Annotated in this window: 13 protein-coding genes; 7 read left to right on the top strand and 6 right to left on the bottom strand. The window is 67.4% G+C overall.

Annotated features, from left to right (window positions below; genetic code table 11):
• Window positions 1-19 precede the first annotated feature (19 nt).
• The 6 genes from BW981_RS15660 to BW981_RS15635 all read left to right on the top strand — a co-directional run bounded on the left by BW981_RS15660 (window position 20) and on the right by BW981_RS15635 (window position 6,198).
• Window positions 20-994, top strand: coding sequence for an ABC transporter permease (locus BW981_RS15660; protein ID WP_076440871.1), 975 nt, complete (start codon window positions 20-22; stop codon window positions 992-994).
• On the top strand, window positions 991-1,869 hold the full coding sequence (locus BW981_RS15655) for an ABC transporter permease (RefSeq protein WP_076440869.1): 879 nt from the start codon (window positions 991-993) through the stop codon (window positions 1,867-1,869). The genes BW981_RS15660 and BW981_RS15655 overlap by 4 nt, the downstream gene beginning before the upstream one ends.
• Window positions 1,866-3,578, top strand: coding sequence for a dipeptide ABC transporter ATP-binding protein (locus BW981_RS15650; RefSeq protein WP_076440867.1), 1,713 nt, complete (start codon window positions 1,866-1,868; stop codon window positions 3,576-3,578). Before BW981_RS15655 ends, BW981_RS15650 begins: the two co-directional genes overlap by 4 nt.
• 10 nt (window positions 3,579-3,588) lie before the next feature.
• Complete coding sequence (locus BW981_RS15645) at window positions 3,589-4,491, top strand: polysaccharide deacetylase family protein (RefSeq protein ID WP_076440865.1); 903 nt, start codon at window positions 3,589-3,591, stop codon at window positions 4,489-4,491.
• A gap of 89 nt (window positions 4,492-4,580) precedes the next feature.
• Window positions 4,581-4,991, top strand: coding sequence for a helix-turn-helix domain-containing protein (locus tag BW981_RS15640; RefSeq protein ID WP_175624147.1), 411 nt, complete (start codon window positions 4,581-4,583; stop codon window positions 4,989-4,991).
• Window positions 4,992-5,196: 205 nt separating this feature from the next.
• Window positions 5,197-6,198 (top strand): NAD(P)H-quinone oxidoreductase, encoded by a 1,002-nt coding sequence (locus BW981_RS15635; protein ID WP_139333798.1) that lies wholly within the window; start codon window positions 5,197-5,199, stop codon window positions 6,196-6,198.
• Window positions 6,199-6,288: 90 nt separating this feature from the next.
• Here the strand turns inward: BW981_RS15635 and BW981_RS15630 are convergent, their stop codons facing one another.
• From BW981_RS15630 to BW981_RS23120, 4 genes are all read right to left on the bottom strand, one after another.
• Window positions 6,289-7,314, bottom strand: coding sequence for a helix-turn-helix transcriptional regulator (locus BW981_RS15630; RefSeq protein WP_175624146.1), 1,026 nt, complete (start codon window positions 7,312-7,314; stop codon window positions 6,289-6,291).
• A 141-nt stretch (window positions 7,315-7,455) separates the two neighbouring features.
• Entirely contained in the window at window positions 7,456-8,889 is a 1,434-nt protein-coding gene (locus BW981_RS15625; RefSeq protein WP_076440856.1) for an arylsulfatase B, read from the bottom strand.
• A gap of 23 nt (window positions 8,890-8,912) precedes the next feature.
• A complete protein-coding gene (locus BW981_RS15620) occupies window positions 8,913-9,713 on the bottom strand; it encodes a hypothetical protein (RefSeq protein ID WP_076440854.1) in 801 nt (266 codons plus the stop codon).
• A 34-nt stretch (window positions 9,714-9,747) separates the two neighbouring features.
• Window positions 9,748-10,125 (bottom strand): hypothetical protein, encoded by a 378-nt coding sequence (locus BW981_RS23120; protein ID WP_083712400.1) that lies wholly within the window; start codon window positions 10,123-10,125, stop codon window positions 9,748-9,750.
• A 121-nt stretch (window positions 10,126-10,246) separates the two neighbouring features.
• On the opposite strand from BW981_RS23120, the gene BW981_RS15610 reads away from it, so the two are divergent.
• Window positions 10,247-12,598 carry a tetratricopeptide repeat protein gene (locus BW981_RS15610; RefSeq protein ID WP_175624145.1) on the top strand — a complete coding sequence of 784 codons (2,352 nt, stop codon included), beginning with the start codon at window positions 10,247-10,249 and terminating at the stop codon, window positions 12,596-12,598.
• An 85-nt stretch (window positions 12,599-12,683) separates the two neighbouring features.
• Here the strand turns inward: BW981_RS15610 and BW981_RS15605 are convergent, their stop codons facing one another.
• Window positions 12,684-13,235, bottom strand: coding sequence for an HdeA/HdeB family chaperone (locus BW981_RS15605; protein ID WP_076440850.1), 552 nt, complete (start codon window positions 13,233-13,235; stop codon window positions 12,684-12,686).
• A 312-nt stretch (window positions 13,236-13,547) separates the two neighbouring features.
• The gene (locus tag BW981_RS15600; RefSeq protein WP_076440848.1) at window positions 13,548-14,285 is read right to left on the bottom strand and encodes an ABC transporter ATP-binding protein; all 738 of its coding nucleotides are present in this window, start codon (window positions 14,283-14,285) and stop codon (window positions 13,548-13,550) included.
• Window positions 14,286-14,287 lie beyond the last annotated feature (2 nt).

Here is a 14,287-nt window from a genome sequence, read left to right as displayed (position 1 = left end):
CGCGCCCGGAGCACCCGGCATGCTAGGCCATGTCGCCGTCCGGCTGGCGCAGTCGCTCGTCGTCATGCTCGTCATGTCGGCACTTGTCTTCGTCGGCGTCTATGCGATCGGTAACCCGATCGACGTGCTGATCGGCCCCGATGTCAGCCAGGAACTGCGCCTTCAGACCATTGCCCGCTACGGCCTCGACCAGCCCCTGTGGCAGCAGTATTTCACCTTCCTCGGCCGCGTGCTGCACGGCGATTTCGGGCGCTCCTTCGTCTTCGGCATCCCGGTGATGGATCTGATCCTGTCACGCCTGCCGGCCACGCTTGAGCTGACGCTCGCCGCCGTCTGCGGCGCGGCGTTGGTCGGCATTCCCGCCGGCATCTATGCCGGATACCGCCCGAACAGCCTGCCGGCGCGGGCGATCATGACGCTGTCGATCCTCGGCTTCTCGGTGCCGACCTTCTGGATCGGCCTCGTGCTGATCATGGCCTTCGCGGTGCAGTTGCAATGGCTGCCGGCCGGAGGGCGCGGCGAGACGGTGAGCCTGTTCGGCGTGCCCTGGAGCTTCCTGACGCTGGACGGGCTGAACCACCTGTTGCTGCCGGCGCTCAACCTCTCCTTGTTCAAGCTCGCCTTGATGACGCGCCTCGCCCGCGCCGGCACCCGCGAGGCGATGCTGTCGGACACGGTGAAGTTCGCGCGCGCCGCCGGCCTTTCGGAATGGACCGTGTTGCGCCGCCATGTGCTGCGGCTGATCGCGATCCCGCTCGTCACCGTCTTCGGCCTGGAATTCGCCTCGACACTGGCCTTTGCGGTCGTCACCGAGACGATCTTCTCCTGGCCCGGCATCGGTAAGCTCATCATCGACTCGATCCAGTCGCTCGACCGGCCGGTGATGGTCGCCTATCTGATGCTCGTCTCCTTCGTTTTCATCGCCATCAACTTCCTGGTCGACCTCGCCTATGTCGGGCTCGATCCGCGCCTGCGCAAAGGAGGTGCCCGATGAAGGATGCCTCCCCCGCCGCCCGCTTCTGGGCCGAGTTTTGCGAGAGCAAGGTCGCGGTCGTGGCGCTCGCGGTCGTCGTGCTGATGATCGGCATCGCGGTGCTGGCGCCGCTCGTCGCCCCGCAGGACCCGTATGACCTCGCCAATCTTGCCCTCTCCGATGCGCGCCGTGCGCCGGGTTTCGTCGGCGAGGGCGGCTATACACACTGGCTGGGCACCGACGCGCAGGGGCGCGACCTGCTCTCCGCCATCCTCTACGGACTGCGCATCTCGCTGGAGATGGGCCTGGTGGCGGGCGCCTTCGCCTTCGCGCTCGGCGTGACGCTCGGCATCGGCGCCGCCTATATCGGCGGGCGCTGGGAAGCCTTCATCATGCGCGTCATCGACCTCCAGCTCGCCTTCCCGGCAATACTTCTGGCGCTGGTGCTCTCGGCCCTGCTCGGCCAGGGCAAGCTGCAGCTCATCGCGGCGCTCGCCGCCGCGCAATACGCGTACTTCGCCCGTGCCGCCCATGGCGCGGCCTCGGCCGAACGCGGCAAGGACTATGTCGAGGCCGTGCTCTCGACCCCGCTGCCGGGCTGGCGCGTGGTCTGGCGCCACATCTTCCCCAACTGCCTGCCGCCATTGATCGTGGTCGCCACCGTGCAGGTCGCCAATGCCATCGCGCTGGAGGCGACGCTCTCCTTCCTCGGCGTCGGACTGCCGGTGACCGAGCCCTCGCTCGGCATGCTGATCGCCAACGGCTTCCAGTACATGCTCTCTGGCCGCTACTGGATCTCGTTCTACCCCGGCATCGCCCTGATCATCCTCATTGTCGCGATCAACCTCGTCGGCGACCGCATCCGCGATCAGGTCAACCCGAGGCTGAAGCGATGAGCGAGACGCCTCTTCTCCAGGTCTCGAACCTCGCCACCTATTTCCACACCCGCGCCGGGGTGGTGAAGGCGGTGGACGGGGTGTCCTTCGCGCTGAAGCGCGGGCAGGTGATGGGCCTCGTCGGCGAGTCCGGCTCCGGTAAGAGCATCACCGGCTTCTCCATCATCGGTTTGATCGACGCGCCCGGACGCGTCGAGCCCGGCTCGTCGGTGACGCTGGAGGGCCGCGAGCTCGTCGGCCTGTCCGGCGCCGAATTGCGCAAGATCCGCGGGCGGCAGATCGCGATGGTCTTCCAGGACCCGATGATGACGCTGAACCCGATGCTGACCATCGGAACGCAGATCCGGCTGGCTCTGGAAGCCCACGAGACGGTCTCGGGAGGCGAGGCGCGCCGGCGCGCCGTCGCGGCCCTCGCCCAGGTTCGCATTCCCGACCCCGAGGGCAAGGTCGACTTCTATCCGCACCAGTTCTCCGGCGGCATGCGCCAGCGCGTGGCCATCGCCATCGCCCTGCTGCACCGGCCGAGGCTCATCATCTGCGACGAGCCGACCACGGCGCTCGACGTCTCGGTGCAGGCCGAGATCCTCTCGGAGATGAAGGAGCTGGTCGCGGAGCTCGGCACCTCGCTGATCTGGATCAGCCACGATCTCGCCGTCGTCTCCGCGCTCGCTGACCATGTCTGCGTCATGCGCCACGGCAAGATCGTCGAGGCAGGGCCGACGCTCGCCGTCCTCACCCGGCCGGAGCACCCCTATACCCGCGCGCTGCTGGACGCCCTGCCCTCGCGGGCCGCGCCGGGCACCCTGCTGGCTGGCGGGATCGGCGCCGATGTCGCGCCGCCGCCGCGCAAGCCTCGCGCTGAGACCACGCCAGTTGCTAATGCGACGCATTACGTCGTGATCGATCATGTCGCGAAGCGCTTCAGCCAGACGCCCGGCTTGTTCCGCAAGCTCGCGCAGAAGGCCGGGCTTTCCAGGCCGCCAGCCGCGGTTCAGGCCGTCGGCGGGGTGACGCTCGAACTCAAGCGCGGCGAGGCCCTGGGGCTCGTTGGCGAATCCGGGTCGGGCAAGTCGACGCTGGGGCGCATCGCCGCCGGCATCTATGCGCCCGACAGCGGCAGCGTCCGGATCGCCGGGGCGCCGGTGATGAGCAGCGGCGGCAATCCGCACAAGATCACGACCCAGGTCCAGACCATCTTCCAGGACCCCTTTGCCTCGCTGAACCCGCGCATGACGGTCGGCGACAGCATCGCCGAGGGCCCGCTCGCCCATGGGCTCGTCGATCGCGCCGGCGCCAAGGCCTATGTCGCGCAGTGGCTGGCGGCGGTCGGTCTCGACCCGAGCTTCGCGGTGCGCTACCCGCACCAGTTCTCGGGCGGCCAGCGCCAGCGCGTCGCCATCGCCCGCGCCCTGGCGATGCAGCCCGATGTCGTGGTCTGCGACGAGCCGGTGGCCTCGCTCGACGTCTCGATCCAGGCGCAGATCATCAACCTGCTGATCCGCCTGCGGCAGGAGCTCGACCTGACGCTGATCTTCATCTCGCACGACCTTTCGGTGGTGCGCCATCTCTGCGACCGCGTCGCGATCATGTATCGCGGCCAGATCGTGGAAAGCGGCCCCGCCGGCGCGATCTACGATCACCCGCAGCACGACTACACCAAGCGCCTGCTCGCCGCCGTGCCGGTCCTGCCGGCCCCGGTGACGAATTGAGGAGAGCCGCATGACCCGTCCGGACGAGCTTCTTCCCTGGCAATGGCCCGAGGACATCTGGCGCGGCAAGGTCGAGCAGGTGCGGGCCGGGCGCAACCTCAAGCCGGCCAGATGGAAGAACGGCGCCCGATGCGCCGTGGCTCTCTCCTTCGACGTCGACCACGAGACCAACGAACTGCGCGACGGCGGCAAATCGGTCGGCCGCCTCTCCTGGGGGCAGTACGGCAACCGCGTCGGCATCCCGCGCATCCTCGACCTCCTCAAGCGGCAGGACATCCCTGCGAGCTTCTTCGTCCCGGCCGTCACCGCCCTGCTCTACCCTGACGAGCAGCGCCGCATCGTCGCCGAGGGCCACGAGATCGGCCTCCATGGTTGGATCCACGAGGTGAACACGGCCGTGCCGCCCGCCGACGAGCGCGAGCTGCACCTGCGCTCCGCGGACACGCTGGAAAAAGTGACCGGCATCCGTCCGGTGGGCATGCGCACACCGTCCTGGGATTTCTCGGATGTGACTCTGTCGATCGAGCGCGAACTCGGGCTGCTCTACGATTCCTCCCTCTTCGCCGATGACGACCCCTACGAGATCGTCGAGAAGGGCGAGCCGACGGGCATCGTCGAATTGCCGGTCGAATGGATCCGCGACGACGCGCCCTATCTGAGCATGAACCGCTTCCAGGCCCTGCGCCCCTACACGTCGCCGGAAGCGGTGTTCGACATCTTCCGGCGCGAATTCGAGGGCGCCTACGCTGAAGGCGGCCTCTTCCTGCTGACCATGCATCCGCATGTCATCACGTACCGCTCGCGCTTCTGGATCGTCGAGGAACTGGTCCGGCTGGCAAAGGCCAAGGGCGACTGCTGGTTCGCGACCCATGCCGAGATCGCGGCCTATGTGAAAGAGGAGGCCGGCCTCTAGGGTGCGCGACGTCGGGTCCGGGACTGCGACAGTGTCGATGCGACCCGGCGGTCAGGGAGGCCTGAGACAACGCAGGGGGAATGCGGGCGATGAAGGACACCAGCCCCATCAACAGGCATATCGGCGCGCGGCTGCGGCTCCTGAGGGAGAAGCTGGGGCTTAACCAGACCGAGCTCGGTGCGATCCTCGACGTGACCTACCAGCAGGCGCAGAAATACGAGAGCGGCGCCGTCCGCCTGAGCGCAGAAGCGCTCTTCCTGCTCTCCCGGCGCCTCGGCGTCGACGTGGCCTATTTCTTCGAAGGGCTCACCGGCCATGCCGCGGGCGCGGCGGGCTTCGCCGAGCAACCGGCGCCCTACGGAACGCAGCCGGCCTCGCTGAGCGACGCGGCACGGCTGGACCAGGCCTTTTCGCGCATCCGGTCGCGCAAGGCGCGGGGCCACGCGGTCGCGCTGGTGGAGCTGGTGGCCAAGAATTTTTCGGACGAATTGGCCGAGTAAGCGGACCGGCCGCCAAGCCGACCGCCCGCACACGGGGACCTGCACGTATGCTCCGAAACATGCGGCGGCAGCTCGGGACGATATCGCCATCGCCTCGCTGCGAGCCGAGCGCCTCACTTCAGGCAAGACGCCTCACTTCAGGCAAGACGGATCCTTGCAGGCTGCCCAACGTTCCAGCACGATGCCGCTGATGGGAGTGATGACGATGACTTGGCCGCAGACGATGAAGCAGGTCCGCTTTTCCGGCGCGGGCGGCCCCGAAGTGATCGAGATCGAAACCGCACCGGTTCCCAGCCCAGGTGACGGCCAGGTCCTGATCAAGGTCGCGGCCGCTGGCGTGAACCGGCCGGACTGCCTTCAGCGGGCCGGGGGCTACCCGCCGCCGCCGGGCGCGACTGCTGTCCCGGGTCTCGAGATCGCCGGCCATGTCGTCGCCGTCGGCAACGGCGTTCCGCAGAGCCGGATCGGCGAAGCTGTGTGCGCGCTTGTGATCAGCGGAGGCTATGCCGAATACGCCGTCGCGGACGACGCACTCTGCCTGCCGGTGCCCAAGCCCCTCTCGCTCGTCGAAGCCGGTGGCCTGCCGGAGACTTACTTCACGGTCTACGACAACGTCTTCACGCGCGGCCGGCTGCGCAAGGGCGAGACGATCCTGGTCCATGGCGGCTCCAGCGGCATCGGATCGACCGCGATCCAGCTCGCCAAGGAGGCCGGTGCGACGGTCTATGCAACCGCCGGCTCGGCCGAGAAATGCGCCTTTTGCCTGTCGCTCGGCGCCGACGAAGCCATCGATTACCGGGCGCAGGACTTCGTCGCGGAGGCCAAGCGGCTGACCGGCGGCAAGGGAGTGGACGTCGTGCTCGACATGGTCGGCGGTCCCTATGTCCAGCGCAATCTCAACATCCTGGCCGTCGAGGGGCGGCTCGTGCAGATCGCATTCCTGCAGACCAGCAAGGTCGATCTCGACCTGATGAACGTAATGCTGCGCCGGCTTACCATCACCGGCTCGACCCTGCGAGCCCGCTCCGTCGCGTTGAAGACGCAGATCGCCGAGGAGTTGCGCCGCCATGTCTGGCCGCTGCTGGAAGCTGGCGCGGTCAAGCCGATCGTCCACGCCACCTTCCCGCTCGAGCGCGCGCGGGAGGCGCATGCGCTGATGGAATCGAGCGCTCATCTCGGGAAGATCATCCTGGAGATTGATTCGTAACCCACCCGCTGCCGGGCAAGGACATCGCTCGCCAGGCTGCGAGGCTCCCGGAGGCGCGCCGGTCCATTGGTGCCGGCTCTCTCGTGGGCTTCAGGCGAGAGCCTTGCTCGCCCTTCGAAAGCCCATCGGCGATCGTCCCTCCCAGCGCCGAAATGCGCGGTTGAAATGCGCAACGTCCGAGTAGCCGAGTCGCATCGCGACGCCGGTGACACTCGTCCCTCCATCCTTGAGCCAGCTCATCGCCAAGACCCGCCGCCGGTCGTCGAGGAGTTGCTCGAAGGGCCGGCCATTGTCATCGAGTCGCCGTTGCAAGGTGCGGGGAGACAGGCCGAGAATGCGCGCAGCCATCTGCAGGGTCACCGGCCGATCGGCCAGCGTCGCGTCGATCATCCGCTCGACCGCGCTCTCGATATCGCTGGCACCTCGCCGAATGGTCGTGACAGGCCCGGTGCTGGCAGGGCCGACGTCCCGCTCACGGTCGGGGTGGCTCGCCCTCTGAAGAGGCCTGGACAGCGGGGAGCGCGCCATGTGGATACGCGCTTCGCCCTGGTCTCCGAAACTCACGGGCGCCTGGAAGTGGTCTTCATAGCTCCTGCGCAGGCCCTTGCAGGCGTGAGGAAAGCTCACATGCTCCGGGGCCCAGTCAGCACCCATGAGGTTGCGCAGCATGCCAACATTGAAGGCGACCGCTCCCTCGTTAAGAAGCCATGCGGTCTCATCGTCACCGACGAGCCGATGGGTCCAGATCATCTCAGTGTCGCGTTTCAACAGCGCGATGGACACATGCGACTGCATGGTCGGCATCAGATCGATCTGTGCCTGCAGACAGGCTTCGGCCGTCGCTCCCCTCGCCGTCGCCAGGACCTTGCCGATCGGACCGAGCTTGGCCGGATCGGCGGATCGGGCGAGCAACAACCCGACTTCGGCGATCCCGACGCAGCGCGCCGACAGCGCCAGAGCGTGATGGATCTGCGATCGCGAGACGACGGCTGCCGAAGCCACGTCGTCCAGGCTCATCCCGGCCTGTCGGAAAATGCTGTCGGGACTGACGCCGGCCGACGCCAGATAATCCGGCAGCATATGAAGCAAGGCCGCACGAGCTACGGCGCGTGACATTCTGGCGGCCCCCCGGCCCATGCCGTCGCATGAATGCCTGCCTCCGCTGACGCAGAGGCAGGCATTCATCATCGTTCATCCGGACAGGGATGCAAAGTAAATTTCACAGCGTTGTTTCGCTGGTCAGCCGGGCGCTCGCCGTCAGTCTCCCTGGGTGAAGAAGGCATCGTCGTTGGGGAAGGCCGGAGCGGGGGCGTTGCGGCCGAGATAGGACTTGAACGTCGCCTGGAAGAACAGCGAGGGCTTCATCTCCTTGGCGAGATCGTCGATGCGCTTTTGCAGTTCGGCGACGATCGGCTGATTCTCTGCGGCGAGGTTCTTCGTCTCGCCGGGATCCTTGGCGATGTTGTAGAGCTCAACCTGAGAAGGCAGCGTAGTGCGCCAGAACAGCTTCCAGTCGCCCTGACGGACGGCGCCGCGGAACATCTCGATATTGTAGACGATCTCCTTGCGCGGCGACGGCGCGCCCGTGCTGATCGTCTGCCAGACATCGCTGCCGTCGAGCGGCTTGGTCCCCGCAGTGCTGGCCCCGGCACGGGCGACGAGCGTCGGCAGCATGTCGACGACATGCAGCGGCTGATCGACCTTGCCCGCCTTGATATGGCCCGGCCAGTTGGCCAGTGCGACCGCGCGGGTGCCGCCCTCGTAGAGCGAGCCCTTGCCGTCCCGGAACGGCGCGTTGCTCGCCGGGAGCTTTCCTTCGGTATGGATCTGTCCTGCAAAAGTTGCCGAACGCGTTCCGCCATTGTCGCTGTGGAAGACGATCAGCGTATTCTCGCGCATGCCCTTCTTCTGCAGGGCGGCGAGGACGGCCTTGATCTGGTCGTCCATGGCGTTGACCATCGCGGCATAGGTGCGGCGGTTCGGGTCGCCGATCGACTTGAAGCGATCGACATACTCCTTCGGCGCCTGGAATGGCGTGTGAGGCGCCGTGAAGGCGAGATACATGAACATCGGCCTGGCGGTATCATGAGCCTGGATGTAGCGCACCGCGTCCTTGCCCAGCAGGGTGGTGACGTATCCCGGCTCGTCCACCTTCTTCTCGTTGCGATACCAGTCGGTCACGCCCTGGATCTTGTGCGTGTTGTAATCGATCTCGCCGATCAGGCCGCCATATTGGTAGTCGAACCCGCGCTGGCTCGGCCAGAGCTTGCGGTCGGCATGGCCGAGATGCCACTTTCCGATGATGGCCGTGTCGTAGCCGGCCTCCTTCAGCAATTGCGGCAGCAATTTCTCGTCGAGCGGGATGCCGTAAGTCTGTTCGGGCAGGATGACGAAGCTCTGCAGCCCGTAGCGCATGGGGTAGCGGCCGGTCAGCAGCGCGGCGCGCGTCGGCGTACACATCGGCTGGACGTAGAACTGGTCGAGCGCCGCGCCTTCATTGGCGAGTTGGTCGATCGTCGGCGTGCTGATCTCCGAGCCGTGGAAGCCGACATCGGCCCAGCCCAGGTCGTCGGCGACGATATAGAGGATATTCGGCTTCTGGGCGGTCGGCTTCTGGGCGGACTGCGCCATGGCCGCGGCAGGAACGAGCAGCGCGAGGGCGACGCAGGCTGAACGGAGGGAACGAAACATCGGAGCGTGTCCTGTCGATGCGGTCAGAAGCTGGCGTTCACGCCGAGCACCGGGCCCTGCTGAAGCGCGTTGTAGACGAAGTTGCCGTTGCGATAGCTGACCTTCATTGCGCGGTAACCGGCGAAAGCCGAGACCTTGTCGGTGAAGGCGTAGCCGAGCCCGCCGAAGACGTCCCATTCGTAACGGGAGCCGCCCTTGCCGACGAAGCCGATCGTCGTGGCGTAGAACGACTTGGTCATGTTGACCTTGAGCCGCGCGCCGAGGACGCCGTCGACCCACTGCTCGCTTTCGGCGAGCTTCAATGTCGCCGGCATAAGCTGCACGCGCAGCGTGTTCTTCATCGCGAAGCCGCGAATGCCGGCGAAGGCGTCGAGACTGTAGGCAGGGGCGTCGATCAGGCGGTAGCCGCCGGCGGCCAGCCCGATGAAGGAGCCGCTATCGACCTTCACCCCGGCCGGGTAACCGACGGGATAAACCGTCTTGTTCGGTGAGATCTTCGAGGCGATGAGGTCGAAGAACATCAGGTAGCGGTCGTATTTCAGCTCGCCGGCGCCCATGATCCCGCCGTCGAAATTCTTCATGACCTGGTCGAAGCCGATCGAAACCCTGGCCGCCGGCAGCGGCGGCAGGGTCCGCAGACGGCCCTGCAGCCCGGTCGCCCAGAGATATGCGGCCGCGGTGAAGGTGAAGCTCGGCGGCACCGGCATGGGCGGCGCCGGCTCGAGCTTCGTCGACGGCAGGTCCGCCGCCTGGGCGAGACCGGCCGGAAGCAGAGCGGCGAGTGCCAAGCCGGCGTGCCGGATGCGAGAGATGCGCAGGATCATTCGATCGAACCTTGTATGCCGTAAAGTCATTCCATCAGGGTTGCTTGGGCGCGACGCAATAGTTCCAGTAACCGCGCGTCTTGCTGGAATCGGACCAGTTCCAGCAGAGCTCCGGTGACGGCGCCTTCGGCACGCTGTTGACGGCGGCCACCGTGATGATCGTGCCGATGGTCACGCCGGCCACGACCCGGCCCCAATACCAGGGCCGCACCGCCGGCACGGGCCTGACCGGCGCGACGACGACGGTGCGATGATGATGGACCGTCCGAGGCGGCGCGTGCCGGACAGCGCGGTGGTGCGCGCGGGGATAGACGGCCTGCGCAACCGCGATATCGGCAGCGGGCGGCCCTGAAAAAGTGATGGCTGCGAGCAGCAGGATGCCGGATCGCTTGGGCGAGAGGCTATATGTCATCGAAGGCCGTGGCGGGTGCAGTGCGAGCCCGATTCCTAGCGGCGAGCGGCGCTCAAGACTTGCCATTTCGCGCCAAACCGCTGCGCGCGTTCCTGATTGCGGCCGGCACGACACGCGGTCCGTGCCGTGCTATCCGGCCGAAATGGGGCGCAATTCGACCAGAAGCGATATCGAATGGCGTTTCCTGGCGCCGGTCATGGCGCTGGTGACCATAGCCTTTCTGGCGACGGCCTGGGTCAAGTCCGGCGCTCCGATCACGACGGTAGCACAGGGGGCCGGCGCGCCTGTCCATGTCGGTTCCCAGGCCTGTGCCGGCTGCCACGCGTCGCAGGCGGCATCCTGGGCGGCATCCCATCACGCCCACGCCATGGATCATGCCCGTCCGGAGACGATGCGGGGCGACTTCGCAGGCCGGTCGGCCGAAGCGGCTGGCATCCGTGCCCGGTTCTTCCGCGAAGGCGGCGCCTATCTCGTCGAGACAGCGGGCAGCGATGGCAAGCAGGCGGTCTTCACCATCAGTCACAGCCTCGGCTGGGAGCCCCTGCAGCAGTATCTGGTGACCTTCCCGGACGGGCGCATCCAGACCCTGCCCTGGGCCTGGGATACCCGGCCGGCGACCGAAGGCGGGCAGCGCTGGTTCCTGGTCTATGGCGACGAGCCGATCGGCCCGGCTGACAGCCGCTACTGGACCAGGCTCCAGCAGAACTGGAACCATATGTGCGCCGAGTGCCACACCACCGACCTGCGCAAGGGCTATGACGCGCAGGCCGACAGCTTCCGGACCCGCTGGTCCGAACTCGGAGTCGGCTGCGAGGGCTGCCACGGTGCCGGCAGCGGCCATATCGCCTGGGCGAGGGCGGGCGCGGATGGCGGGAACGCGACGAGGGGTTTCGCCGCCCTCGCCCACCGGCGCCCCGCGCCGGACTGGTCGCCGGACCCAGGGACGGGCAGCCCGGCCGCAGGTGTGGCCCGCCCGCCGGGAGACGAGGTCGAGACCTGCGCGCGCTGCCATTCCAGGCGCGGGCAGATCGGCACGGACTGGCGTCCGGGCCAGCCCATCGCCCAGACGCACAGCCCCGTTACCCTGGCCGCCGGCCTGTTCGAGGACGATGGGCAGATGAAGGACGAGGTCTTCAACGACCACGCCTTCAAGCAGAGCCTGATGTACGCCAAGGGCGTCGTTTGCAGCGACTGCCATGAGCCGCATTCCGGAAAGGTCAGGGCCGAGGGGGCAGCGATCTGCGCCCAATGCCATCAGCCCGAGCGGTTCGCCGCGATCGGCCACACCGGCCACGCGCCCGGTCCGGGCGCGCCGGACTGCATCGGCTGCCACATGCCGGCGCGGACCTACATGCAGGTCGACCGCCGCCACGATCATTCCTTCCGCACTCCACGGCCGGACCTCAGCGCGGCCCTGGGTGTCCCGAACACCTGCTCCGCCTGCCATGCCGACAAGCCGGCGAACTGGGCTGCGGCGGCGGTGGAGCGCTGGCACGGCCCGCAGCGCAAGGGTTTTCAGACCTATGCTGACGCTTTCCATCGCTCGCGAACCGGCGATCCGTCCTCCCGCGACACCTTGCAACGCCTGGCCACCGACAACCTTGTGCCGGCACCGGCCCGAGCCACCGCGGTGGAAGAGCTATCCTCATGGCCCGCCGCAGCGAGCGAACGCGCCGTCACCAGGGCGCTGGACGACCCCGATCCCGTGGTGCGGGCCACAGCGCTGCGACATCTCGAAGGCCAGCCGGCCGAGCGACGGCGGATCGCCCTGCCGCTCCTGGCGGATCCGGTCAGGCTGGTGCGGATCGCCGCAGGCTACCTGCTCGCGGACCTGTCTTTCGAGACGCTGCCGCAGCACCTGCGCGAGGCGCTGTCGGCTGCCATCGCCGAGTTCGAAGCGGCCCTGGCGATCGATCTCGACCGGCCCGAGGCACGCGCGAACCGTGCCCTGCTGCGGCTGAAGCAGCAGCGGCCCGCCGATGCCGAGAGCGAATACCTCGCCGCGCTCAGGCTCGATCCCGCCGCAGCCGCCATTGCCGCACAACTCGCCGACCTCTATCGCCGCACGGGGCGCGAGACCGATGCCGAGCGCGTGTTGCGGGCTGTCCTCGCCGTCGACCCCGGTTCAGCCGGTGCGCGTCATGCGCTCGGCCTCTCCCTGATCCGCCAGAAGAGGCCGCGGGAGGCGCTGATCGACCTGAAGGCCGCCGCCGAGGCCGACCCGGCCAATGCGCGTTTTGCCTTCATCTATGCGGTCGCGCTGCGATCGCTCGGCCAGCCGGAGCTGGCGAGCCGACTGCTGGCCGCGGCAGCCACGCGTCACCCGGCCGACGTCGACATCTTGTCGGCTCTGCTTCAGGAGGCCTTGCAGCGCCAGGACAGAACGCAGGCGCTCGATCTTGCCCGGCGCCTGGCTGCGCTGCGGCCCGACGACCCGCGCTTCAAGGACCTCGCCGGCCGGCTCGGCAGATGAACCGAGCCGGCATCAAGGCCGGCCCGGCTCGATCGTCACCCCTCGAGTAGGAGGGCGGCGCGGCACGCGCCCTGGAACGGGGCTGCTACTTCCAGTTCTTGCCGACGGCCGTCAGCAGCAACTGCTTCTTGTTCTTGGCACAGGCTGTGTGGACGGCCTTTTCCTGCTTGGCGAAGCCCTTCGCGTCGATCACAGCGGCATTCCTGTTCGCGGCGGCATAGCCCGCCGTCCAGGCCGTGACGATCAGCTGGGCTTCGGGATCGGTGCCGAGGAAGTCCCCGCAGGAAATCGCCGCAACGTCGATCGAGGCCGGGCCGCCCTGGCTCGGCTTGGCATTGCGGGACGCCGCTTCGATCAGCGACATCACGGGAGCGGAGCGGTTGGACGCGCACCATTGCTGCATCGTGGTGATATTCGCATGGTAGACCTGAAGATTGATCTCGGTCCGCCCGGCCTTGCCGTTGAACCAGCCGCTCATCCAGGCAGCAAAGTCGCGCTTGGCCCCCGGCGCCATAGCCTCGTAGTCCGAGCAGGTGGCCTTGCTCATGTCGTAACGCACCTGCGCCGAGGCACCAGAGGCGAACATGATGGCGCAGATCAGCGCAGCGGCGCTCCATCCGGTGGTCGAGATTTTCATGAAACGGCATCCTCTTGAGAAGCGGTAGGGCCCGCCTTGCGATTAGCCTCCAGCCTTCGCCGGGACTTGCCATTTCGTGCCAGCGGCTCGCTCCGCGGAGATGGTCTGATGACCGGCGACACGCCTGCCGCAAAGGAAGCCGGGTTTTTTGGATCCGCCGGATGCCTGGAGCCCGCCCCCGGCCCACCCCCGCTCTGCAACCCTGGTGATTTCGCCCCTTCGCCATCGGGACCTTGCCGCGGTGACGCCTCGCCTGCCTCGGCTGCACGCGACAGCGGGCGGGCGGGCAGCCGCAGGCACCGAGGTGATGGACTAGACGCCTTCAGCCGCGTCGGCGGCGGCGACATGGCCGCCGAGGAAAAGCTGCCCCACGCGTGGGTCGGCAAGCAGCTTGTCGGCCCTGTCGTGCAGGCGCGTCTGACCGAGCTCGAGCACGAGCCCGTAATCGGACATGGCGAGGGCGGCCTTGGCGTTCTGCTCGACCATCAGCACCGAGACGCCCTGGTCGCGCAGGCGCGTCAGGGTGCGGAACACCTCCTGAACGAGATTGGGCGAGAGGCCGATAGAGGGCTCGTCGATCAGGATGAGCTTGGGGTCGAGCAGCAGGGCGCGCGCGACTTCGAGCTGCTTCTGCTGCCCGCCGGACAATTCGACCGCCTTGCGATCCTTGAATTCGCGCAGCATCGGGAACTGGTCCATCACCTGCTCGATCCGGGCCTTGACCTTGCCCTGATCGGGCGCCGTGATGCCGCCCAGCTCCAGATTGTGGTAAACCGAGAGCTGCGGGACGACGTTGCGGCCCTGCGGCACGTAGGTGACCCCGCGGGCGATCATCTGGCGCGGCGTCTGGCGCGTGACATCCTGCCCCTCCAGCAGGATCTGCCCGGACTGGATGGCGAGAAGGCCGAAGATCGCCTTGAACACGGTCGATTTGCCGGCGCCGTTCGGGCCGATCACGGTGGTGATCGAGGCCTTCGGAATGGCGAAGGAGACCCCGTTCAGGATGGTGATCTTGCCGTAGCCGCCATGGACATCGCGGAGTTCGAGCATGG

This window comes from Allobosea sp. TND4EK4 (genome assembly GCF_900156025.1).
Taxonomy (GTDB): Bacteria; Pseudomonadota; Alphaproteobacteria; order Rhizobiales; family Beijerinckiaceae; genus Allobosea.
This window is presented reverse-complemented; position numbering and strand designations above follow the sequence as displayed.

Excerpts from the sequence above, each read along its gene's own strand:
- BW981_RS15660 (WP_076440871.1), top strand. The coding sequence starts at position 20 with ATGCTAGGCCATGTCGCCGTCCGGCTGGCGCAGTCGCTCGTCGTCATG.
- BW981_RS15655 (WP_076440869.1), top strand. The coding sequence starts at position 991 with ATGAAGGATGCCTCCCCCGCCGCCCGCTTCTGGGCCGAGTTTTGCGAG.
- BW981_RS15650 (WP_076440867.1), top strand. The coding sequence starts at position 1,866 with ATGAGCGAGACGCCTCTTCTCCAGGTCTCGAACCTCGCCACCTATTTC.
- BW981_RS15645 (WP_076440865.1), top strand. The coding sequence starts at position 3,589 with ATGACCCGTCCGGACGAGCTTCTTCCCTGGCAATGGCCCGAGGACATC.
- BW981_RS15640 (WP_175624147.1), top strand. The coding sequence starts at position 4,581 with ATGAAGGACACCAGCCCCATCAACAGGCATATCGGCGCGCGGCTGCGG.
- BW981_RS15635 (WP_139333798.1), top strand. The coding sequence starts at position 5,197 with ATGACTTGGCCGCAGACGATGAAGCAGGTCCGCTTTTCCGGCGCGGGC.
- BW981_RS15630 (WP_175624146.1), bottom strand. The coding sequence starts at position 7,314 with ATGTCACGCGCCGTAGCTCGTGCGGCCTTGCTTCATATGCTGCCGGAT.
- BW981_RS15625 (WP_076440856.1), bottom strand. The coding sequence starts at position 8,889 with ATGTTTCGTTCCCTCCGTTCAGCCTGCGTCGCCCTCGCGCTGCTCGTT.
- BW981_RS15620 (WP_076440854.1), bottom strand. The coding sequence starts at position 9,713 with ATGATCCTGCGCATCTCTCGCATCCGGCACGCCGGCTTGGCACTCGCC.
- BW981_RS23120 (WP_083712400.1), bottom strand. The coding sequence starts at position 10,125 with ATGACATATAGCCTCTCGCCCAAGCGATCCGGCATCCTGCTGCTCGCA.
- BW981_RS15605 (WP_076440850.1), bottom strand. The coding sequence starts at position 13,235 with ATGAAAATCTCGACCACCGGATGGAGCGCCGCTGCGCTGATCTGCGCC.
- BW981_RS15600 (WP_076440848.1), bottom strand. The coding sequence starts at position 14,285 with ATGCTCGAACTCCGCGATGTCCATGGCGGCTACGGCAAGATCACCATC.